This is a genomic window from Actinoplanes subglobosus (assembly GCF_042650585.1).
Lineage (GTDB): Bacteria > Actinomycetota > Actinomycetes > Mycobacteriales > Micromonosporaceae > Actinoplanes > Actinoplanes subglobosus.
The window spans coordinates 508,420-528,289 of the sequence record NZ_JBHSBL010000024.1 but is presented as its reverse complement, the minus strand read 5'-3'; the positions used below and the strand labels follow the sequence as shown (position 1 = coordinate 528,289).

The 19,870-nt window shown below is 71.0% G+C and carries 18 protein-coding genes; 15 read left to right on the top strand and 3 right to left on the bottom strand.

The genetic code is table 11. The annotated features are described in order from the left end of the window. The first annotated feature begins 6 nt into the window (after window positions 1-6). The 11 genes from ACFO0C_RS36615 (at window position 7) to ACFO0C_RS36565 (ending at window position 13,281) form a co-directional block, all read left to right on the top strand. Entirely contained in the window at window positions 7-519 is a 513-nt protein-coding gene (locus tag ACFO0C_RS36615; RefSeq protein WP_378071364.1) for a nucleotide exchange factor GrpE, read from the top strand. Further along, a complete protein-coding gene (locus tag ACFO0C_RS36610; RefSeq protein WP_378071363.1) occupies window positions 520-1,479 on the top strand; it encodes a DnaJ C-terminal domain-containing protein in 960 nt (319 codons plus the stop codon). Further along, window positions 1,476-1,805 (top strand): chaperone modulator CbpM, encoded by a 330-nt coding sequence (locus ACFO0C_RS36605; protein ID WP_378071362.1) that lies wholly within the window; start codon window positions 1,476-1,478, stop codon window positions 1,803-1,805. The genes ACFO0C_RS36610 and ACFO0C_RS36605 overlap by 4 nt, the downstream gene beginning before the upstream one ends. Then, entirely contained in the window at window positions 1,796-4,420 is a 2,625-nt protein-coding gene (gene clpB / locus ACFO0C_RS36600) for an ATP-dependent chaperone ClpB (RefSeq protein WP_378071361.1), read from the top strand. The genes ACFO0C_RS36605 and clpB overlap by 10 nt, the downstream gene beginning before the upstream one ends. Before the next feature lies 1 nt (window position 4,421). Continuing rightward, window positions 4,422-4,856, top strand: a complete 435-nt coding sequence (gene trxA / locus ACFO0C_RS36595; RefSeq protein WP_378071360.1) for a thioredoxin — start codon at window positions 4,422-4,424, stop codon at window positions 4,854-4,856. Then, entirely contained in the window at window positions 4,853-6,535 is a 1,683-nt protein-coding gene (locus ACFO0C_RS36590; protein WP_378071359.1) for an FAD-dependent oxidoreductase, read from the top strand. The genes trxA and ACFO0C_RS36590 overlap by 4 nt, the downstream gene beginning before the upstream one ends. Window positions 6,536-6,554: 19 nt before the next feature. Next, complete coding sequence (locus tag ACFO0C_RS36585; RefSeq protein WP_378071358.1) at window positions 6,555-7,145, top strand: HdeD family acid-resistance protein; 591 nt, start codon at window positions 6,555-6,557, stop codon at window positions 7,143-7,145. Window positions 7,146-7,169: 24 nt separating this feature from the next. Then, window positions 7,170-8,336, top strand: a complete 1,167-nt coding sequence (locus ACFO0C_RS36580) for a low temperature requirement protein A (protein ID WP_378071357.1) — start codon at window positions 7,170-7,172, stop codon at window positions 8,334-8,336. A gap of 171 nt (window positions 8,337-8,507) precedes the next feature. Further along, a complete protein-coding gene (locus ACFO0C_RS36575) occupies window positions 8,508-10,163 on the top strand; it encodes a DUF4331 domain-containing protein (protein ID WP_378071356.1) in 1,656 nt (551 codons plus the stop codon). Window positions 10,164-10,267: 104 nt separating this feature from the next. Continuing rightward, entirely contained in the window at window positions 10,268-11,557 is a 1,290-nt protein-coding gene (locus ACFO0C_RS36570; protein WP_378071355.1) for a tetratricopeptide repeat protein, read from the top strand. Continuing rightward, on the top strand, window positions 11,557-13,281 hold the full coding sequence (locus ACFO0C_RS36565) for a hypothetical protein (protein WP_378071354.1): 1,725 nt from the start codon (window positions 11,557-11,559) through the stop codon (window positions 13,279-13,281). The genes ACFO0C_RS36570 and ACFO0C_RS36565 overlap by 1 nt, the downstream gene beginning before the upstream one ends. 1,024 nt (window positions 13,282-14,305) lie before the next feature. Here ACFO0C_RS36565 and ACFO0C_RS36560 read toward each other — a convergent pair. Next, complete coding sequence (locus ACFO0C_RS36560; RefSeq protein ID WP_378071353.1) at window positions 14,306-14,731, bottom strand: aromatic ring-opening dioxygenase LigA; 426 nt, start codon at window positions 14,729-14,731, stop codon at window positions 14,306-14,308. A gap of 101 nt (window positions 14,732-14,832) precedes the next feature. After that, window positions 14,833-15,546, bottom strand: a complete 714-nt coding sequence (locus ACFO0C_RS36555; protein ID WP_378071352.1) for a hypothetical protein — start codon at window positions 15,544-15,546, stop codon at window positions 14,833-14,835. A 116-nt stretch (window positions 15,547-15,662) separates the two neighbouring features. Here ACFO0C_RS36555 and ACFO0C_RS36550 point away from each other — a divergent pair, with 116 nt between their 5' ends. The 4 genes from ACFO0C_RS36550 to ACFO0C_RS36535 all read left to right on the top strand — a co-directional run bounded on the left by ACFO0C_RS36550 (window position 15,663) and on the right by ACFO0C_RS36535 (window position 19,238). Next, window positions 15,663-16,274, top strand: a complete 612-nt coding sequence (locus ACFO0C_RS36550; protein WP_378071351.1) for a hypothetical protein — start codon at window positions 15,663-15,665, stop codon at window positions 16,272-16,274. A 102-nt stretch (window positions 16,275-16,376) separates the two neighbouring features. Next, a complete protein-coding gene (locus tag ACFO0C_RS36545) occupies window positions 16,377-17,459 on the top strand; it encodes an alpha/beta hydrolase family protein (RefSeq protein ID WP_378071350.1) in 1,083 nt (360 codons plus the stop codon). Window positions 17,460-17,484: 25 nt separating this feature from the next. Continuing rightward, window positions 17,485-18,570, top strand: a complete 1,086-nt coding sequence (locus ACFO0C_RS36540) for a sensor histidine kinase (protein WP_378071349.1) — start codon at window positions 17,485-17,487, stop codon at window positions 18,568-18,570. Next, window positions 18,567-19,238 carry a response regulator gene (locus ACFO0C_RS36535; RefSeq protein WP_378071348.1) on the top strand — a complete coding sequence of 224 codons (672 nt, stop codon included), beginning with the start codon at window positions 18,567-18,569 and terminating at the stop codon, window positions 19,236-19,238. Before ACFO0C_RS36540 ends, ACFO0C_RS36535 begins: the two co-directional genes overlap by 4 nt. On the opposite strand, the gene ACFO0C_RS36530 is transcribed toward ACFO0C_RS36535, so the two are convergent. Beyond that, a complete protein-coding gene (locus ACFO0C_RS36530; protein WP_378071347.1) occupies window positions 19,219-19,776 on the bottom strand; it encodes a hypothetical protein in 558 nt (185 codons plus the stop codon). The genes ACFO0C_RS36535 and ACFO0C_RS36530 overlap by 20 nt on opposite strands. Between the last annotated feature and the right edge of the window lie 94 nt (window positions 19,777-19,870).

Below are 19,870 nucleotides of genomic sequence, written 5' to 3'. Positions count from 1 at the left end.
CCGACGATGACCGAACAGGAACGGGAGCCGGCCGCGACCGGTGCGGCCGACGGTGCGACCCCGGAGGGCCGGGACGAGACCGCCGAGCTGCGTGCCCAGTTGGCGCAGTCGGACGAGCGCTATCGGCGGGCGGTGGCCGACTACGACAACCTGCGTAAGCGGCTGGCCCGCGACGTCCACCGCGAGCGCGAGGAGGAGCGGGCCCGGGTGGCGGCGCGATGGCTGCCCGTCCTCGACAACGTGGAACTTGCCCTGCAGCACGCCACCGCCGATCCGGCGTCGATCATCGCAGGGCTGGAGGCCGTCCGCCAACAGGCACTGACCGTGCTCGCCGACCTCGGTTATCCGCTGCGCGACGACCTGAACGAGCCGTTCGACCCGAGCCGGCACGAGGCGGTGGCGGTGCTGCCGGCGACCGACGCCGTGCCGGGCACGATCATGCAGGTCGTCCGGCCCGGCTACGGCACTGACGAGCGTCCGCTGCGGCCCGCCGCGGTGGTCGTGGCGAAGGGCTCCTGAATGGCACCGTCCCGCGACTTCTACGACACCCTGGGCGTCTCCCGAGACGTCAGCGCCGACGAGCTGCAGCGGGCCTATCGCAAACTGGCCCGCAGATATCACCCCGACGTCAACAAGGATCCGGACGCGGAGGAGCGGTTCAAGGACGTCTCCGAGGCGTACGACGTGCTCTCCGATCCGGAGCAGCGGCGCCGTTACGACGCCTTCGGCCCGGACTTCCGCCAGGTGCCGCCGGACATGGATCGGCAGACGTGGGCACGCGCGCGGGCCGGCGCGGGGGCTCACGGCGGTGGACGCGCGCGTCGCGGCGGCGGTCCGGCGGAGCACGTGTATTCCGGGTCCGGTGACTTCGGGGACATCGACCTGGAGAGCTTGTTCGGCGGCATGTTCAGCGGCCGCGGCGCTGGTGGCTTCGGCCCCGTCCCGGGCGCGGACCAGGAGGCCGAGCTCGAAGTGTCGGTCGAGGAGGCGTACGCCGGCGGCCGCCGGACCGTCACGCTGTCCGGCCCGAACGGCAGCCGCACGCTCGAGGTGACGATTCCGCCCGGGGTGACCGACGGCCGGCGGATCCGGCTGAGCGGCCAGGGCGGCCGCGGCAGCGACGGCGCCACGGCCGGCGACCTCTACTTCGTGGTGCGGCTGGCACCGCACCCGCGGTACCGGGTCGACGGACGCGACATCACCGTCACCCTGCCGCTGGCGCCGTGGGAGGCCGCGCTCGGCGCGTCCGTCGCGGTGGACACCCCCGGCGGCGAGGGAAAGGTCCGGGTTCCCCGGGGCACGTCCAGCGGCCGGCGGCTGCGGCTCAAGGGACGCGGGCTGCCCGACCCCCGCGGCCGTCCGGGTGACCTCTACGCCGAGGTCCGGATCATGGTCCCGGCCGAACCGTCCGACGAGGAACGGCGGTTGTTCGAGCAACTCGCCGCGGTCTCCACCTTCGATCCGCGGAGGCAGCCATGACCTACCCCCTCGCCCGGAGATCGAGGCACACGCTCGGCCGGCAGAGCTTGACCGCGTTCTGCCATACCGGCGGCGTGCACCCGGAGATGGTGCGACGGCTCGTCACGCTGGGCCTTCTCGAGCCCGAGCGCGACGACGCCGGAAACCTGTGGTTCGACGGTGATCAGGTGCTCGCTCTGGCCCGCGTTCGGCGCCTGCGCGCCGGCCTGGGTGTCAACTATGCCGCCCTCGGCCTCGTGATCGACCTCCTCGACCGGGTGGCCGCCCTCGAGCGCGAACTTCGTGACACGACCTCTCGACGCATCGGAGGCAGACCGTGGACCTGAACCGCCTGACCCAGAAATCGCAGGAGGCCCTGCACGACGCCCAGACCAAGGCGCTGCGGTTCGGCCACACCGAGATCGACGTCGAGCACCTGCTACTCGCCCTGATCGAGCAGCCCGAGGGGCTGGTGCCCCGGCTGCTCGCGGCGACCGGCGTCGACGTGGACGAACTTCGGGAGCAGGTGGAGGCGGAACTGAACCGGCGTCCCCGGGTCAGCGGACCCGGCGCGGCGCCCGGCCAGGTCTTCGTCACCCAGCGCCTGTCCCAGCTGTTCGACGCCGCCGATCGCGAGGCGAAACGGCTCAAGGACGAGTACGTCTCCGTCGAGCACCTGGTGATCGCCATGCTGCAGGAGGGGCGGGGCTCCACCGCCGGCCGGTTGCTCAGCGACGCCGGGCTCACCCGGGACGGCTTCCTCCAGGAGCTGACGAAGATCCGGGGCAACCAGCGGGTGACCTCGGCGATGCCGGAGGTGGCCTACGAGGCGCTGGCCAAGTACGGCCGTGACCTGGTCGCCGACGCCGCCGCGGGCACCATGGACCCGGTCATCGGGCGTGACGGCGAGATCCGCCGGACGATTCAGATCCTGTCCCGCAAGTCCAAGAACAACCCGGTGCTCATCGGTGAGCCGGGCGTCGGCAAGACCGCCATCGTGGAGGGCCTGGCCCAGCGGATCACCAACGGCGACGTGCCCGAGGGACTCCGGGACAAGGTGGTGTTCGCGCTGGACATGAGTTCCCTGGTGGCCGGCGCGAAGTACCGCGGCGAGTTCGAGGAACGGCTCAAGGCCGTGCTCTCCGAGGTCAAGGCGGCCGAGGGCCGGATCCTGCTGTTCATCGACGAGCTGCACACGATCGTCGGCGCCGGGGGCGGCTCGGAGGGCGCCATGGACGCCGGCAACATGCTCAAACCGATGCTCGCCCGCGGCGAACTGCACATGATCGGCGCGACGACGCTGGACGAGTACCGCAAGCACATCGAGAAGGACGCGGCGCTGGAGCGCCGCTTCCAGCCGGTGCTCGTCGAGGAGCCGACCGAGGAGGACGCCATCTCGATCCTCCGCGGGCTGCGGGAACGGCTGGAGGTATTCCACGGCGTGAAGATCCAGGACGCCGCGCTGGTCGCCGCGGTGGTCCTCAGCCGCCGGTACATCTCCGACCGGTTCCTTCCGGACAAGGCCATCGACCTGGTCGACGAGGCGTGCGCCATGCTGCGAACCGAAATCGACTCGATGCCGGCCGAATTCGACCAGCTCACCCGGCGCCTGACCCGCCTCGAGATCGAGGAGGCGGCTCTGTCCAAGGAGGACGACTCGGCCAGCCTGGCGCGCCTCGACCAGCTCCGCCGGGAACTCGCCGACCTGCGCGCCGAAGTGGACGCGCTGCGCGCCCAATGGGACGCCGAACGGCAGGCCCTGAGAAGGGTCCAGGACCTGCGCCGGGAGATCGAGCAGATCCGGCACGAGGCGGAACAGGCGGAACGCGGCTACGACCTCAACCGGGCCGCCGAGTTGCGGCACGGCCGGCTGCCGGAGCTGGAACGCCGGCTGGTAGCCGAGGAGCAGCGGCTCACCGCGAAGCAGAGCGGCAAGCGGCTGCTCCGTGAGGTCGTCACCGAGGCCGAGATCGCCGGCATCGTCGCCCGGTGGACCGGCATCCCGGTCAGCCGTCTGACCGAGGGCGAACGCCAGAAACTGCTTCGCCTGGATCAGATCCTGCACGAGCGGGTGATCGGACAGGACGAGGCCGTGCAGTCGGTCACCGACGCGATCATCCGGGCCCGGTCCGGCATCAAGAACCCGCGCCGGCCGATCGGATCGTTCATCTTCCTCGGTCCCACCGGCGTCGGTAAGACCGAGCTGGCGCGTACGCTGGCCGCGGCGCTGTTCGACACCGAGGACAACATGGTCCGGGTCGACATGAGCGAATACCAGGAACGGCACACCGTGAGCCGGCTGGTCGGGGCGCCGCCCGGATACGTCGGCTACGAGGAGGGCGGGCAGCTCACCGAGGCGGTCCGGCGCAAGCCGTACTCGGTGGTGCTGTTCGACGAGATCGAGAAGGCACACGCGGACGTCTTCAACACGCTGCTGCAAGTGCTCGACGACGGGCGTCTCACCGACGCGCAGGGCCGTACCGTCGACTTCCGCAACACCGTGCTCATCATGACCTCGAACATCGGCTCCCAGTATCTGCTCGAAGGCATCTCCGACGCCGGCGAGATCAAGCCCGAGGGCCGGGAACTGGTCATGGGCGAGCTGCGCCGGCACTTCCGGCCCGAGTTCCTCAACCGGGCCGACGACATCGTCCTGTTCAAGCCGCTCACCCAGCCGGAGATCGAGCGCATCGTCGACCTGATGTTCGAGGAGTTGCGCGAGCGGCTGGCCGAGCGGCGGATGACGCTGCGGGTCACCCACGAGGCACAGCGCTTCATCGCCCGGCAGGGATTCGATCCGGTGTACGGCGCCCGGCCGCTGCGCCGCTTCATCGCCCGTGAGGTGGAGACCCGCATCGGCCGGGCACTGCTCGCCGGGGACGCCCGGGACGGCGCGGAGATCCGGGTCGACGTGAAAGACGATGAACTGACCGTCACCTACGAGCAAGCACCGGAGGGGTGACGTGGCGAGCAAGGTGATCGAGTGCCCCAACTGCGGGCGCAAGAACCGGATCCCCGCGGCTGCTGACGGCATCCCGCACTGCGGCAACTGTCACAAGCCGATGCCCTGGATGGCCGAGGCCGGCGACGACGACTTCGGCGACGTCGCCGAGCGGGCGAACATCCTGGTGCTGGTGGACATGTGGGCGACCTGGTGCGGTCCGTGCCGGCAGGTCAGCCCCGCGCTGGAACAGGTGGCCCGCGACCTGGCCGGAAAGGTCAAGCTGGTCAAGGTCGACGTGGACAAGGCGCCCAAGGTGTCCGAGCGGTTCACGATCCAGGCCGTACCCACGCTGATGCTGATGCGTGACGGCAAGGTGGTGGCGCGCAGGGCCGGCGCCGCACCGGCTTCGGCTCTGCGCAGCTGGACCGACGAGGTTCTGCGGGGTGCGGCATGATCCCGAACTCGGAGCGGCTCGCTGAGACACCGGATGTGGCTGGGGCCTATCCCCGGCTGTCGGACGAGCAGATCGGACTGCTGAGACGCCGCGCCGAGGAACGTCCGGTCCAGCGGGGCGAGGTGCTTGTCGCCGAGGGCCAGCGGGACCGTGACTTCCTGGTCGTGCTGTCCGGCACGGTCGCGGTGATCGAGAGGTACGGCACCCCGGAGGCCCGGACGGTCCGGGTACACGGCCCGCGCCGGTTTCTCGACGAGCTCGGCCTGCTCACCGGCCAGCCGTCCTTCGTCTCGATGGTCGCGCAGGAGGCGGGCGAGGTTCTCGCGGTGCCCCTGCCCGGGCTGCACGAACTGGTCCGCGAGGAGCCCCACCTCGGGGACCTGATCCTGCGCAGCTTCCTCACCCGCCGGGAACTGCTGATCGGCAGCATCACCGGCATCAAGATCGTCGGTTCGCGGTTCAGCCCGGACACCCGCCGCCTGCGCGAACTCGCCGCCCGCAACCGGGTGCCGCACACCTGGATCGACCTGGAGGAGGACCCCGGCGCCGAGGAGCTGTTGCGTCGGCTGTCCATCAGCGCGAAGGACACGCCGGTGGTGATCTGGCGCGACAGGGTGCTGCGCAACCCCTCGAACGAGGAACTGGCCCGGGTCGCCGGCCTGCGGCGCTCCGGCCAGGACGAGACCGTGTGTGATCTTGTCGTTGTCGGCGCCGGGCCGGCCGGTCTTGCCGCCGCCGTGTACGGCGCCTCCGAGGGACTCGTGACGATCGTGCTCGACGCGGTGGCCATCGGCGGTCAGGCCGGTACCTCCTCCCGGATCGAGAACTACCTGGGTTTCCCGGCCGGTATCTCGGGTGCCGACCTGGCCGACCGTGCGGTGGTGCAGGCGAAGAAGTTCGGCGCCGACCTCAACGTGCCGGCCGAGGCGGTACGCCTGGGATCGCGCGACAGCGACCAGATCGTGCACCTCGACGACGGAACACAGTTGCGGACCCGGACGGTGGTGATCGCCACCGGCGCGCAGTACCGGAAACTCGATGTGCCGCGCCTCGCGGAGTTCGAGGGCACCAGCGTGTACTACGCCGCCACCTTCATGGAGGCGGTCTTCTGCGAGCGGCAGCCGGTGTCGGTCGTCGGCGGCGGCAACTCGGCCGGCCAGGCCACGGTGTTCCTCGCCCGGCACGCCGCGCGGGTCCGGCTGATCATCCGGCACGACGACCTGAACCGCGACATGTCCCGGTACCTGGTCGACCAGATCGAGCGACTGCCCAACGTCGACGTGCTGCGCCACACGGAGGTCACCGAGCTGAACGGGGACGACGGCCGGCTGCAGTCGCTCGGCCTGCGCGACACCAGGACCGGTGAGCGGCAGGAACTCCCGACGACGGTGCTTTTCGTCTTCATCGGGGCGAAGCCGTGCACCGGATGGCTGGCCTCCAGTATCGCCCTGGACGAGCGCGGTTACGTCCTGACCGGAGCGCAGGTGCACACCGACGCTCCACAGCCGGCCCTGCTCGAGACCAGCCGGCCCGGCGTCCTCGCCGTGGGTGACGTCCGCAGTGGCTCGATCAAACGGGTCGCATCCGCGGTCGGTGAGGGCTCCATGGCCGTTCGCCTGCTCCATGAACACCTGGCCAGGCTCGGACACGCTGCCGAACGGCAGCGGTCCAGTACATGACATCCGGAAGGAAACCATCATGTTGGAGACGCTCAGCCGTCGCTGGTGGGCGGTCGCCCTCCGCGGCGCCGCCGCGATCCTGTTCGGTGTGCTCGCCCTCGTCTGGCCCGGGATCACCGTCTTCGCCCTGGTCCTCGTCTTCGGCGCCTACGCCCTGGTGGACGGCGCGTTCACGCTGGTCGCCGCGCTCGGTGACCGGGACGGCGGCCGCACGCGTGGCAGCCGCGCCTGGCTCCTCGCCCGCGGTGCCGCCGGCATCCTGACCGGCATCGTCGCGGCTGTCTGGCCCGGCATCACCGCGCTGGCCCTGCTCTGGGTGATCGCCGTCTGGGCCATCGTGGCCGGCGTGTTCGACATCGTCGCCGCATACCTGCTGCGCAAGGAGTTGCGGCGCGAATGGCTGCTCGCCCTGAGTGGTGTGTTGTCCGTGGCGTTCGGTGTTCTGCTGGCCGTCTGGCCGGCCGCGGGAGCCCTGACCCTGGTCGTGCTGATCGGTGCCGCTGCGATCGCCTTCGGTGGCACGCTGCTGATGCTCGGCCTGCGTCTGCGCCGGGGACGGCGCCACGATCCGGCAGCGGCCGGGCACTTCCACCGACCTGCCACCGCCTGATCGCTTACGGCCAGGGGCCCGGACGTGCGATCGGCCGCCGAACCCGCCAGGGAGCCGACGAAGCGGCCCACCGACGACCGTGCGGTCGGCGCCCTGGAACTGTTCTTCGACCTCGTCTTCGTCTACTCGATGTCGCAGGTCACGCACCTGATCGAGGAACACCCCTCGTGGACCGGGTTCGGCCACGGTGTGCTGGCACTGGTGGCGGTCTGGTGGGCGTGGGTCTGCTACACCTGGCTGACGAACACCTCGGCCGAGTCGGGAACACCGGCACGGGCGCTGATCTTCCTCGCCATGTCGGCGATGCTGGTCGCGTCGAGTTCCCTGGTCGAGGCGTTCGGCGACGAGGCGATGACGTTCGCGCTGGCGCTGCTCACGGTGCGCCTGCTGCACGTCGTTCTGCTGATCTACTCGGCGCGCGGGGACACCCGGTGGCGGCGCGCTCTTCTGCGGCTGCTGCCGGTCCTGCTCATCGGCCCGGGGCTCGTCGTGCTGGCCGCGACGCAGTCGTCGCCGCTGCGAGAGGTGCTGTGGCTCGGTGCGGTGCTGGTGGACTTCGGTGGCCCGGCTCTGTTCGGCATGGGCGGTTTCCACGTGCGCCCCGGGCACTTCGTCGAACGCCACGGCTTGATGGTCATCATCGCGCTCGGCGAATCGATCTACCAGATGGGCCGGGCGGCCACCGGCGACGTGCGCAGCGCCGACGTTCTGGCCGCCGTGGTGTTCGGCGTTCTCGTCTCGGCCGCGATGTGGTGGGCGTATTTCGGGCTGAAACACGGTGCGGCGGCACGGCTGCGCCGGGCTCCGGCGCCCGAACGCGGCCGGCTCGCCCGGGACGCGTACAGCTATCTGCATCTCCCGCTGGTCGGCGGCATCATCTGGTACAGCCTCGGGGTGGGCGAGGCGATCGCCCACCCCGGCGAGCCGCTGCAACCGCTGTCGGGGCTGGCCCTCTGCGGCGGCGCCGCGTTGTTCTACGCCGGCGAGGTGCTGTACCGGTGGCGTGATCATCACGAGCTCGCCACCGACCGCCTGGTCACCTCGGCTGTACTGATCGCGCTCATCCCGGTGGCGCCGGCAGCGCCCGCGCTGACCATCCTGGCCGTCGTCACCGCGGTCAGTGTCGCGTTCGTGGCGTGGGAGGTATGGCGGCGGCCGGAGATCGGCGGCGCACGGCCGCAGCCGGACTGATCGCGCCGGGGTCCGGCCCTGGCGCGGCTGTCGGCTCAGAACAGGGGATTCGGAGCCGTACCCCGCCCGGATGGGTGGCTGTCGGCAAGTCCACAATCGCCCATCCGGAGATGCGGGGGCCGCGAATCCGTGCCGAGAGACCGACTCTCGCCAGCACGGAAGGACCCACTGATGACGGTCAAACCCCGCCTGCGGCGCACCCTCGCCGCGCTCGGCGCAGTCGCGCTGCTCGGCGGCTCGCTGTACGGTCTCGGCCCTGGGACCGCGACGGCGTCCAGCCACCGTGAGGCGCCACTGGTCGCCGCCGACCCGGCGATCGACAACACCGACCTGTACGCGTTCGTCAGCCCCGAACGGCCCGGCTTCGTCACGTTCGTCGCCAACTGGCAGCCGTTCGAGGAGCCGAACGGCGGGCCCAACTTCTATCCGTTCGCGACCGACGCCACGTACCACATCAAGGTCGACAACGACGGTGACGCCAAACCGGACGCCGAGTTCAAGTGGAAGTTCCGGAGCGTCGACAACCGTGGCGACAGCACGTTCCTGTACAACAACGGGCCGGTCACCTCGCTCGACGACGAGAACCTGCTGTTCCGGCAGACCTACAGCCTCCAGTCGTCGTTCAACGGCGAGCCGTTCAAGACCCGGGTCGAGGACGCTCCGGTGGCGCCGTCGCGGGTCGGGGCCGCGTCGATGCCCGACTACGGCACGTTGCGCCAGCAGGCCACCCGTACCCTCCCCGGCGGTTGGAAGATCTTCGCCGGTCAGGCCGACGACCCGTTCTTCCTCGATCTGCGCGTCTTCGACCTGCTCTACGGCGGTGACCTCTCGGAGACCGGCCAGGACACGGTGGCCGGCTACAACGTCAACACAATCGCGCTGCAGGTGCCGTTCGCGGACGTCGCGCTCAAGGGCGACGCCGCGCGCAACCCGGTGATCGGGGTGTGGACCACGACCGAGCGCAATCGGGTACGGATCACCGGCGGCGGTCAGTCCGGAGGCAAGGTGCAGGTCTCCCGGCTCGGCAACCCGCTGGTCAACGAGGTGGTCGTGCCGGCCTCCCTGAAGGACACCTTCAACGCCACCCCGCCCGAGCGGGATGCCAAGATCCCGGCGCTGGTCAAGCGGGTGCTCGAACCCGAGGTGCCGAAGCTGCTCGAAGCCATCTACAAGATCCCGGCGCCGAAGACTCCCCGCACCGACCTCGCCGAGATCTTCCTGACCGGCATCACCACCAAGGGTGACGGGCCGATCAAGGCCGATCTGAACTCGCAGCTCAACAACGCCGACGTCAAGGCCTCCCGGTTCACCCCGTCGGAACAACTGCGGCTCAACCTGTCGGTGCCGGTCACGGGCACCCCCAACCGGCTCGGCGTCCTCGCCGGTGACCTGCAGGGCTTCCCGAACGGACGGCGGCTCACCGACGACGTCGTCGACATCGAACTGCAGGCGCTCGCCGGGGCGGCCCAGTCCGGCAAGCCCGTCGACGCGCTCGCCGCCGGGGACGCGGTGGACGCCAACGACCAGGCCTTCGGCGGGGAGTTCCCGTACGTGGCGCTCCCCAACGGTGTCGCGGTCAACAGTGCGGCCAAGCAGCCGGCCACGGCCGGCAAGCTGTCCGGCGGGACGTCGGCGGCGCCCGCGGCGGCCGGGTCCACCGGAGACACCGACGTCGCGCAGCCCGCGCCGGATCTCGTTCCGGTGGCGGTCGTGTCCGGCGCCACCGGGTTCGCCCTGATCATCGTGCTGGCCGCGGTGTTCCTGCTGGTCCGGTGGTACCGGCGGCGCACCACCCGCACCGACCCCGATCGAACACTCACCTTCTGACACGCCTCGGGCGGGTGTCCCTTCCGGAACGCCCGCCCGTCTCCCTGATGACGCCCGCCCGTCTCCCTGATTTCGCCCGCTCGCTCGCTGGTGGAGGAACTCTCATGCGACGCACCCTGACCCGTCTCGGCCTGGCCGCCGTCCTGGCCGCCGGCCTGCTCACCGCGGCCGCCGTCGTGGCCCGGCCGGACGCGACAGTTCCGGCAGCTCAGAGCGCTGCTCAGCAGCCCGTCGACCGGCTCGCGCAGCGGATCGCCCGGACCCAACAGCAACTGCGGGACGTACCCGGCGACTGGCCGGGGTGGGCCGCCCTGGGCGCCGCCTACCTGGAGCAGGCGCGGATCACCGCGGACCCCGGGCTCTACCCGAAGGCCGAGGAGGCCGCCCGCCGGTCGCTCACACTGCGGCCCGACGGCAACGGCGACGGGCTCGTGGTGCTCGGCGCGCTCGCCAACGCCCGGCACGACTTCGCCACCGCGCGCGACCAGGCCCGCGAGGCGCTGGCCGTCAACGATCACGATGCTGAGGCGTACGGGGTACTCGCTGACGCCCTCACGCAACTCGGTGACGCGCCCGCGGCCACCGCGGCGGTGCAGCGGATGCTCGACCTGCGGCCGGGGCTCGCCGCCTACGCCCGCGCGTCCTACGACCTCGAACTGCGCGGCCGGGTCACCGAGGCGGAGACGTTGATGCGGCAGGCACTCGACAATGCCGTCGACCCCCACGACGTGGCGTTCTGCCGTACCCAGCTGGGTGATCTCGCTTTCGGCCGCGGCGACCTCGCTGCCGCGGAGGCGTCCTACAGCGCGGCACTCGCCGCGGACCCCACCGCTGTCGGCGCCCGGCACGGTCTGGCCCGGATCCGGGAGGACCTTGCGGGGTACGGCGAACTCGTCGCCCGGATGCCGACCACCTCGATCCTGCTGGAGTATGCGGCGCTGCTGCGCGTGGCCGGACGGCAGACCGAATCCGATCAGCAGATCGCGCTGGCCGCCGCAGCCGAGCGGTTGTTCGCGGCCAACGGCGGCTCCGACGGCTTGGCCACGGCCGAACTGGCATTGGCGCAGGGCCGGCCGGACGACGCCGTGACCGCGGCCCAGGCCGAATGGAAACGCCGCCGCCATCCCGACGTCGCCGACATGCTGGCGTGGGCACTGCACTCGGCCGGGCGGGACGCCGAAGCGCTGCCCTATGCGGAACGGGCGGCCGCCGGCGGAGCACGTCCAGCCGTCTACGCCTACCACCTCGGCATGATCCAGCTAGGACTCGGCCGGCATGCGGCGGCCCGCAGCGAACTGGCCCGGGCCCTGGACACCAACCCCCGATTCTCCCCCGTCGACGCGCCGCTCGCCCGCCGCGCCCTCGCCGGGCTGCGCACCTCCGGAGGCAACTGATGAACAGGCTCGCGGCACTCGTGGGTACGGTCGTGGCGGGGGTGCTGCTCTGGCCCGCGGCACCGGCCCAGGCGCATCCGCTCGGGAAGTTCTCGGTCAACCAGTACGCCGGACTGACCCTGCGGCCGGACCGGGTCGACGTGAGTGTGGTCGTCGACGTCGCGGAACTGCCCACCCTCCAGGACCGGGCCCGCGCCGACCTGGACGGGGACGGGACGCTGACACCGGCCGAACGCAACGGGTACGCGGTGGCGGAATGCGGGCGGTTCGCCGACGGGTTCGCGGTCACGGCCGGCGGGGAGCGGCTCGGGTGGGTGGTGTCGTCGCCCGCCTACGACGTGATCCCCGGGGCCGGTGGGCTCGACACCAGCCGGCTCGAATGTTCGCTCGGTGCGGCCGTGGGACTCGCCGGGACCGTGGACGTGCTCGTCGACAACGGGTACCGGGTGGACCGGGTCGGGTGGCGTGAGATCACCGCTGCCGGGGACGGCGTTCGTCTCTCGGGTTCCAGTGTTCCGGTGGAGAGTGTCACGGGGCGGCTCCGGGCGTACCCCCAAGATCTTTTGACCTCGGCCTTGGACGTGCGGACCGCGAGCCTCCGGGTCGGCGGTGACGGGGCGCCGGGTGCGGTGGCCGGGGAGACGCTTGCCGTGCCCGGCAGGCCCGGGCTGCTCGGAGCGGCGCAGCAGCGGGTCGAGGAGGTGCTCGGTGAGCGGCTGACACCGGTGGTCGCCGGGCTGGCGTTCCTGCTGGCCGTGCTGCTGGGAGCCGGGCATGCGGTGCTGCCCGGGCACGGGAAGACGGTGATGGCCGCCTACTTCGCCGGGCGGCGGGGGCGGGTTCGGGACGCGCTCGCCGTCGGGGGGACCGTGACGATCGCCCACACCGGGGCGGTCCTGGCCGTCGGGTTGCTGCTCAGCACGTCCACGGCCCTCGCCGGGGAGCGGGTACTGGCGGTACTCGGCCTGGTCAGCGGACTGCTGGTCGTCCTGGTCGGTGCCGGGATGCTGGTCGCCGCGCGCCGTTCACGGGCGGGCGCACACACCCACACACACCACGACCCCGATTCCCACCGCCACGACCACGGCCCCGACCACAACCTTCACGGTCACAATCACGATCACCACCACGGGTCTCATGGCCACGACGGGCTTCACGATCATGACCACGGATCCCGCGATCGGGACGGCGGCCTTCACGATCACGCCCAACACCACGGGTCCCCCGGTCGCGACCATCACGGGCTTCACGATCACGAGTCCGACCACCACCACGGATCCCACGATCGCGACCACCACGGGTCGCACGATGACGGGCATAGCCATCACCACGGGTTTCATGGCCACCACCATCCTCACACCGGGTCGGACGGCGGCGGTGGGCGATTTCGGCGACGCCTCGGGCTGGCCGGGATCGGGCTCGCCGGCGGTCTGGTACCGAGTCCGTCCGCCCTCGTGGTCCTGCTCGGAGCGATCGGACTCGGTCGTGCTGGGCTCGGGGTGGCGCTGGTGATCGCCTACGGCCTGGGAATGGCCGCGACCCTCACCGCCATCGGCCTGCTGCTGGTGGTCGCCCAGAACCGGCTCTCCCACCTGATCACAACCCGCGCCTGGGCCGGCCGGCTGTCCACCCTGACCGGCCGTGTCGCCGCCGGGGCACCGACCGCAACCGCCGCCCTGGTCGTAGTAGTAGGCCTGGGCATAGGCCTCCGAGCCATCGCCTGAGTCCGCCCAACCCCGGCGCGGCCCGTCCCAGCCCGGCCCGTTTCAGCACAGCCCGTCCCAGCGCGGCCCGTCCCAGCGCGGCCCAACCCCGGCGCGGCCCGTCCCAGCCCGGCCCAACCCCGCGCGGCCCGTCCCAGCCCGGCCCAACCCCGGCGCGGCCCGTCCCGGCGCCGGCCGTCCCAACGCGGCCCGTCCCAGCGCGGCTCCATTGTCCGGCTTCGCCGAACCACCGGTGTCAACCAGCCACGAAGGGTGCAGTTTGCGCGTTGACCACGAGGATTCACCGGGTCGCCCGGCCGATCTTGACCGGCTTACCACCGCTATCGGTGGTAAGCCGGTCAAGATCGGCCGGGGGCAACCCGGCAAACGTTGGTGGTCGACGCATCACCTGCTTCCCGGCCCGCGACCGGCAGCGACCGCCCAACCACGACGGTGAGAGCACACGAAACGACAACGTGTGGCCCAACCGTCGCTGTCACGGGGATGAACGATCACAAGCCAATGATCGTGATCGCTCATCCTCGTTATCGAGCCTGTTGCGTTTTAGGGTCGCTGTGCAGCGTGGTCGAAAAAACACGGCTGAGCGGGCCTGTCGCGCCCGATCGGACGGCAGCGACCCATTTTGCTGAACCGGAATCGTGGACCGGGACCAAAAGGCAACAGGCTCTATCACGACGACAGGAGCCCACGATCGGCGATGGTGATCGCTGATCCACGCTGGCGCCGGGCGATCCCGGGCTCGCCTTGAGGTCATCGGCCGTCTCGACTGACGCGGCGACCGACCCGACGTTCCGGCCCACCGTCACCGAGAGCGACAACAATGCGAGCCAAGGATGAGCTGGGCGGACTACGCGACGAACCCAGGGATGAGCTGGGCGGACTACGCGACGGACCCAAGGATGAGCTACGCGAACAACGCGACGGACCCAAGGATGAGCTACGCAAACAACGCGACGGGCTGGAAGGCGGGCTGGGCGGACAAGCGGATGCGCGCTCAGGCTTGGCCGGGCGGACGGCGTGCGCGCTAAAGGGCGGGCTGCGCGGTGCGGCGCAAGGCCATGCCTACCAGGACGAACACTATTCCGATGCCGGCGGCCAAGGCTGCTACGCCGAAGGCGACCACCGAGGTGAACAGCGACGCCTGGAGGAAGGACGCGTTCATCACGGTCTCCCGGTTGGGGTCGTCCCGGGCCAGCTGCGCGTAGGTCTTGCCGTCGGCGATCTCGTTGGCGTGTTCGGCGATCACCTTCGCCTCGGCGTAGGCCTCCCACGGCTGATCGACGTGCTCTCCGGCGAAGGCCGCCGCGTCGTCGGACACGGTGATCTGCTGGGAGGACAGTGTGGAACTGATCGTCATGTAGGTGACCACACCGGCGACCACCAGGACCGCGCCGGCGACGATCACGAGTAGTCCGAGTAGCGGAACCGCGCCGCGTCTGCTCGCTTTCATGTGGCCAGGCTCGCCGAGCCCCGGTTTCCGGGCATCCTCCAGGTGGGATGAGAACGACGGCGGATGGTCAACGACCGCGGATGGTCAACGACCGCGGATGGTCAGCGGCGGCGGGTCTTGCGGCGGGTCCGTGTGCGGGAGCCGGCCCGCGGGCGGGGCGGCGACGGGCGCCAGCGGGGGTAGCGGGTCTGCGGCGGGACCAGCGGGCGCTGCGGTGCGGCCGGGCCACCGCCGAGCAGGGCCGACACGATGATCAGCGCGTAGGAGACGAGGGCGATGGTGCGGAACAAGGTGACACCCGCGACCTCCTCCGGCGTCTCCGGTGCCACCAGGCCGGTCGGGTCGGCCAGGACCGCCACGGTCTGGCCGCGGCTGTACTCCTGGCCGTCGCGGCAGAGACTGCCGCTCACCCAGCCACCGTCGGAGCGCTTCAGGTGGTAGCAGTAGTCGATCTCCACCCGGCCACCGCGATGGATCGTCCGGTCCATCTCCATGTAGTCGATGGTCGCCGTCGCCGGGCTGCCGGTCAGGTCGAGGACGGTCAGGCGGGCGGCGTGGAAGGTCGCCACGACGGACACGAACGCCGACGTCCACAGCACGAAACCGAGGAACCTGCGCAGCGGCGGCTTCGGGAGGGTCTTGCCGGTGCGGGTCGGGCGGACCGCCCCGTACACGATCAGGGCGATCATGATCAGGAAGCCGACGACCCAGCCGGGCCAGTCCAGCACGCTGCCGGCCGCGGCTAGGAGAACCGGCGCGAGATATATCCCGATCAGACGCAGGCGTGCGGCGACGGGTGGCATCTCGGCTCTCACGACCAAGATTCTGTACGCCGCACGCAAGCCGACCAACCCCGTCCGACAACGCGGGTGGACACCGCTGCACGGCGCATATGCTCCCGACCTCGGTTCTCCAGGGGACGGTGCCACGCATGCCCGACACGACACTCGTCGTCAGACCTGACCGCGCCCGCTTCAAGCGCCTGGCCGCGGTGACGTTGCCGGTGGCGATCCCGGCTCTCCTCTACGTGACCTTGATGGTGGCGCACGGTCGCCGTACCTCCGAAGGTCTTCATGGCGCCGCGGTCCCGGCCATGCTCGTGGTCGTCGGACTGCCACTGGTGTGGTTCGCGGTGCATGCGGTGCTGCTGGTACGGAACGCGGCGATCAGGGTGACCGACGGTGTCGTCGAGGTGCGCCGCTGGACCGGCCGGGGCACGGTGATCGGGCGCCCCACGGAGATCTGGCTGCTGCACGTCGACTCGTCCGGGACCGGCGCGCGGTGGTATCTGCTGGCCGGGCCGGAGCGGGCGGTCCTTCTCAACGCCGGCCACTGGCTGGAGGACGGCATGCAGGAGGTGGTCCGGGCGACCGTCGTGATCATGACGAAGGGTGGCAAGGCCGGACCGAAGGAGCTCCGCCGGCGGTTTCCGGGGCTGCGGATGCCGTGGTACGTCCGGTTTCCGCTGCCGATCGTGACGCTCTGGTTCGTGGGGGCGATCCTGTACCTCGGCGTGGTGGTCAATGTCTTCGCCCGGCTGTGACCGCGTGATGTGTGTTTCTCATGCCCGGACCGTGAGGAACGCACATCGAACCGGTGAGGGCCGTGACTACTGTGGACGTCCGGTGGGCCGAAGACTCGGAACATGATGAAAGCGCTGCTCTCCCTGGTCCTCGCCGCCACGCCGGCGTCGACCGTCACCCAGCTGTCGCTGCCGCCGCCGACCGGGCCGGAACGCGTCGGCACCGTCACCGCCCACCTGATCGACAGGTCCCGGCCGGATCCGTGGGTGGCCTCCGAGAAGGTCCGCGAGCTGATGGTGTCCATCTGGTACCCGGCGCGGACCGTCCGCGGCCACGAACGCGCGGGCTGGGTGTCGCCCGGTGTCGCCGAGCGGATCAACCCGCCGGGCAGCCCGTACGCGCTGCCGGTCACCCACGGATACGTCGGCGCGCCACCGGCGGCGGGCCGGCATCCGGTGATCCTCTACTCCCCCGGGTTCGGCATCGAACGCACCAGCGGAACCGTGCTGGTCGAGGACCTGGCCAGCCACGGCTACGTGGTCGTCACGATCGATCACACCCATGACGCGAACTTCGTCGAGTTCCCGGACGGGCGGATCGCGACGGCCGCCATCGACCCTCCGGCATCACCCGACGAGGAGGAGACACTGCTGGAGAAGGTGGTCGACGTGCGGGTCCGCGACACCCGGTTCGTGCTCGACCAGCTGCGCCGGATGCCGCTGGCCCGCACCATGGACCTGTCCCGGATCGGCATGTTCGGCGCTTCGATGGGCGGGACCACCACCGCCGACGTGATGCTCGCCGACCCGCGGGTCCTGGCCGGCGTCAACCTGGACGGCAGCTTCATCGGCCCGATCCTGGACCGGGATCTGAAACGGCCGTTCCTGCTGTTCGGGTCCGACGGCGACGGTGAACAGGACGAGACGTGGACGAAGGCGTGGGACCGGCTGCGCGGGCCCCGCTACTGGCGGGAGATCGACGGGACGAAACACCTGTCGTTCACCGACTTCCAGTCGCTCTACCCCCAGCTCGGGCTGCCCGCCGACCAGGTCGAACCGGTCGTCGGCACGATCGATCCGGCACGGTCGGTGGCCGTCCAGCGGGCGTTCGTGCGGGCGTTCTTCGACCGGCATCTGCGGCATCGTGGCGGCGGGATCCTGGACCGGCCGTCACCCCGTTACCCGGAGGTCCGGATCCTCCCGTGACCGTGGCACACCGAAGGGGACACCGATGAGGGACATCCGCTCCGCGGGGGCCGGCACCGATGCCACGCTGGGCGGATGTTTCCTGGTGGCGTTGCTGGCCGAGCGGTTCATGCTCGATCCGGTGCCGGGACGGGACGCCGCCGCGGCGGTCACCGCGGGGGTGCTGCTGGCCGTCGCCGTGGCACTGCGCCGGTCGCTGCCGTTTCCGGCGTTCGTGCTCAGTGCCACGGGGCTGTGCCTGGAGGCCCTGGCCACACCGGTGAGCTGGCTCTCGCCGTACGCCAATCTGCTCGTGGTCTTCTCGGTGGCTCGCCACGCGAGCCGGCGGCAGGCCCGCTGGAGCCTCGCCGGGGTGATTCTCTGCATTGCCGTCTACTTCGCTGTGCGTGACGAGGTGCTGCGGCCGACACAGCCGCTCGGGGTGCTGGTGGTGTGGCTGGCGTTGTGGACGGCCGGATATGCGATGGCCCGGCGGCAGGAGGAGCAGGAGACCGTGCGGCGGCTCGACCGGGAGCGGGAGGTCGCCCTCGAACGCGGCCGGATCGCCCGTGAACTGCACGATCTCATCGGGCACACGGTCAACCTGATGCTCGTGCAGGCCGGTGCGAGCCGCCGCCTCCTCGACCATGATCCGGGCCGGGCCCGTGAACTGCTGCTCGGCCTGGAACAGTCGGGGCGGGACGCGCTCACCGAACTCGACCGTGTCCTCGGTGTGCTCGACGACGCCGATCCGCTCGGCGCCGACGGGCTCGCTCTGCTCCCGGTGCTGGTCGAGCGCATCACCGAGGCGGGGCTGCCGACCACATCGGACGTCGGCCCGGAGGTGGGCGACCTGCCGCGCAGCCTGGACCTGACCGCCTACCGGATCGTGCAGGAGGCGCTCACCAACGCGCTGCGGCACTCCGGGGCGCGCCACGCGTGGGTGACGGTGCGTCGCGATGACGGCGGACTCGACATCGCGGTGCGTGACGACGGGCGCGGCGCCGCCGACGGATACCGGCCGGGACGCGGGCTGCTCGGCATCGGCGAGCGGGCGGCGATGTTCGGCGGGACGGTCACCCACGGCCCGGGGCCCGACGGCTTCGCCGTGCGATGCAGACTGCGATCATGACGACGGTACGGGTCCTGCTCGCCGACGACGACGCGCTGCTCCGGGCCGGTGTGGCGGCGGTGCTCGGCACCGCCGGGACGATCACGCTCGTCGGGCAGGCCGCCGACGGGTTCGAGGCGGTCGCGCTCTGCCGGGACCTCGAACCGGACGTCGTCGTGATGGACGTGCGGATGCCCGGCATCGACGGGATCGAGGCGACGCGCCGGATCGTGGCGAGCGGGTCGGCGGCACGGGTGCTGGTGCTGACCACGTTCCGGCACGACGAGTACGTGTGGGGTGCCGTCCAGGCCGGGGCCAGCGGCTTCCTGCTGAAACGGGCGTCGCCGGAACGGCTGATCGACGCGGTGCTGACGGTCGCGGCCGGGGACTCGCTGATCGACCCGGCGGTCACCCGCGAGCTGCTCGACCGGTTCGTCACGCCCACACCCGGCCCCGCGCCGTCAGCGGAGGGAAAGCTGCTGGAACGGCTCACCGGGCGCGAGCGGGAGGTGTTGCGGCTGGTCGCCGAGGGATATGCGAATGCGGAGATCGCCGAGCTGCTGACACTGGCCGAGTCGACGGTGAAGACCCACGTGAAGCGGATCCTCGCCAAGATCGGGGCACGCGACCGGGCGCAGGCGGTGGTCGTCGCCTACCGCGGCGGGCTGGTCAGCGGTCGTCCACACTGACCACCTCGCCGCCGTGCCGGATCTCACCGACCGGCTCACCGTCGATCTCCAAACGGTATGCCCGGAAACGATCCTTGAACCTGGCCGCCGGGCGGTGGAAGCGGATCGCCGTCCGGCCCGGGACGGGTGCCTTCAGGGGCGGACTCCGGCGGGCCTGCGCGCGGCGGGCCGCGCGGTTCAGCGGCGGCGGGGGCACGTTCGTGCGATCCGGCGGCGGGACGGCGAAGTCGAACGCGGGAACCCACCCCAGCAGCGGGATCGCGAGCAGCGACAGGCCACCGATGACGAACAGCAGCCGGCCCAGCCAGGTCAGGGCGATCGGCAGGTCTGCCTCACCGACCACATACATCATGACCGTGAGCAGGCAGGCCGCGGTCAGGGCCACCATCGCCGGCAGCCAGGCCCGGTTGCGCCAGCGGATCCGGCTCGCCCGCCAGTCGCCCCGCCACCAGGCCGGGACCTGGCCCAGATGCCAGAGACAGACCGCGAGGACGACGACCACACACCAGAACTGGAAATCCGCGTACCAGACCGTCACCCCACCAGGATGACCGATTCCGTCTACTCCTGCGGGGGTAGTCGAGGTGTCCCCGGTGGAGGGACGAACCGGCGGCCGCGGATTCCTACGGTTC

Bases quoted from the DNA above. Each gene is read 5' to 3' on its own strand.
- ACFO0C_RS36615 (WP_378071364.1), top strand. From the start codon at position 7: ATGACCGAACAGGAACGGGAGCCGGCCGCGACCGGTGCGGCCGACGGT.
- ACFO0C_RS36610 (WP_378071363.1), top strand. From the start codon at position 520: ATGGCACCGTCCCGCGACTTCTACGACACCCTGGGCGTCTCCCGAGAC.
- ACFO0C_RS36605 (WP_378071362.1), top strand. From the start codon at position 1,476: ATGACCTACCCCCTCGCCCGGAGATCGAGGCACACGCTCGGCCGGCAG.
- ACFO0C_RS36590 (WP_378071359.1), top strand. From the start codon at position 4,853: ATGATCCCGAACTCGGAGCGGCTCGCTGAGACACCGGATGTGGCTGGG.
- ACFO0C_RS36585 (WP_378071358.1), top strand. From the start codon at position 6,555: ATGTTGGAGACGCTCAGCCGTCGCTGGTGGGCGGTCGCCCTCCGCGGC.
- ACFO0C_RS36575 (WP_378071356.1), top strand. From the start codon at position 8,508: ATGACGGTCAAACCCCGCCTGCGGCGCACCCTCGCCGCGCTCGGCGCA.
- ACFO0C_RS36570 (WP_378071355.1), top strand. From the start codon at position 10,268: ATGCGACGCACCCTGACCCGTCTCGGCCTGGCCGCCGTCCTGGCCGCC.
- ACFO0C_RS36565 (WP_378071354.1), top strand. From the start codon at position 11,557: ATGAACAGGCTCGCGGCACTCGTGGGTACGGTCGTGGCGGGGGTGCTG.
- ACFO0C_RS36560 (WP_378071353.1), bottom strand. From the start codon at position 14,731: ATGAAAGCGAGCAGACGCGGCGCGGTTCCGCTACTCGGACTACTCGTG.
- ACFO0C_RS36550 (WP_378071351.1), top strand. From the start codon at position 15,663: ATGCCCGACACGACACTCGTCGTCAGACCTGACCGCGCCCGCTTCAAG.
- ACFO0C_RS36545 (WP_378071350.1), top strand. From the start codon at position 16,377: ATGATGAAAGCGCTGCTCTCCCTGGTCCTCGCCGCCACGCCGGCGTCG.
- ACFO0C_RS36540 (WP_378071349.1), top strand. From the start codon at position 17,485: ATGAGGGACATCCGCTCCGCGGGGGCCGGCACCGATGCCACGCTGGGC.
- ACFO0C_RS36535 (WP_378071348.1), top strand. From the start codon at position 18,567: ATGACGACGGTACGGGTCCTGCTCGCCGACGACGACGCGCTGCTCCGG.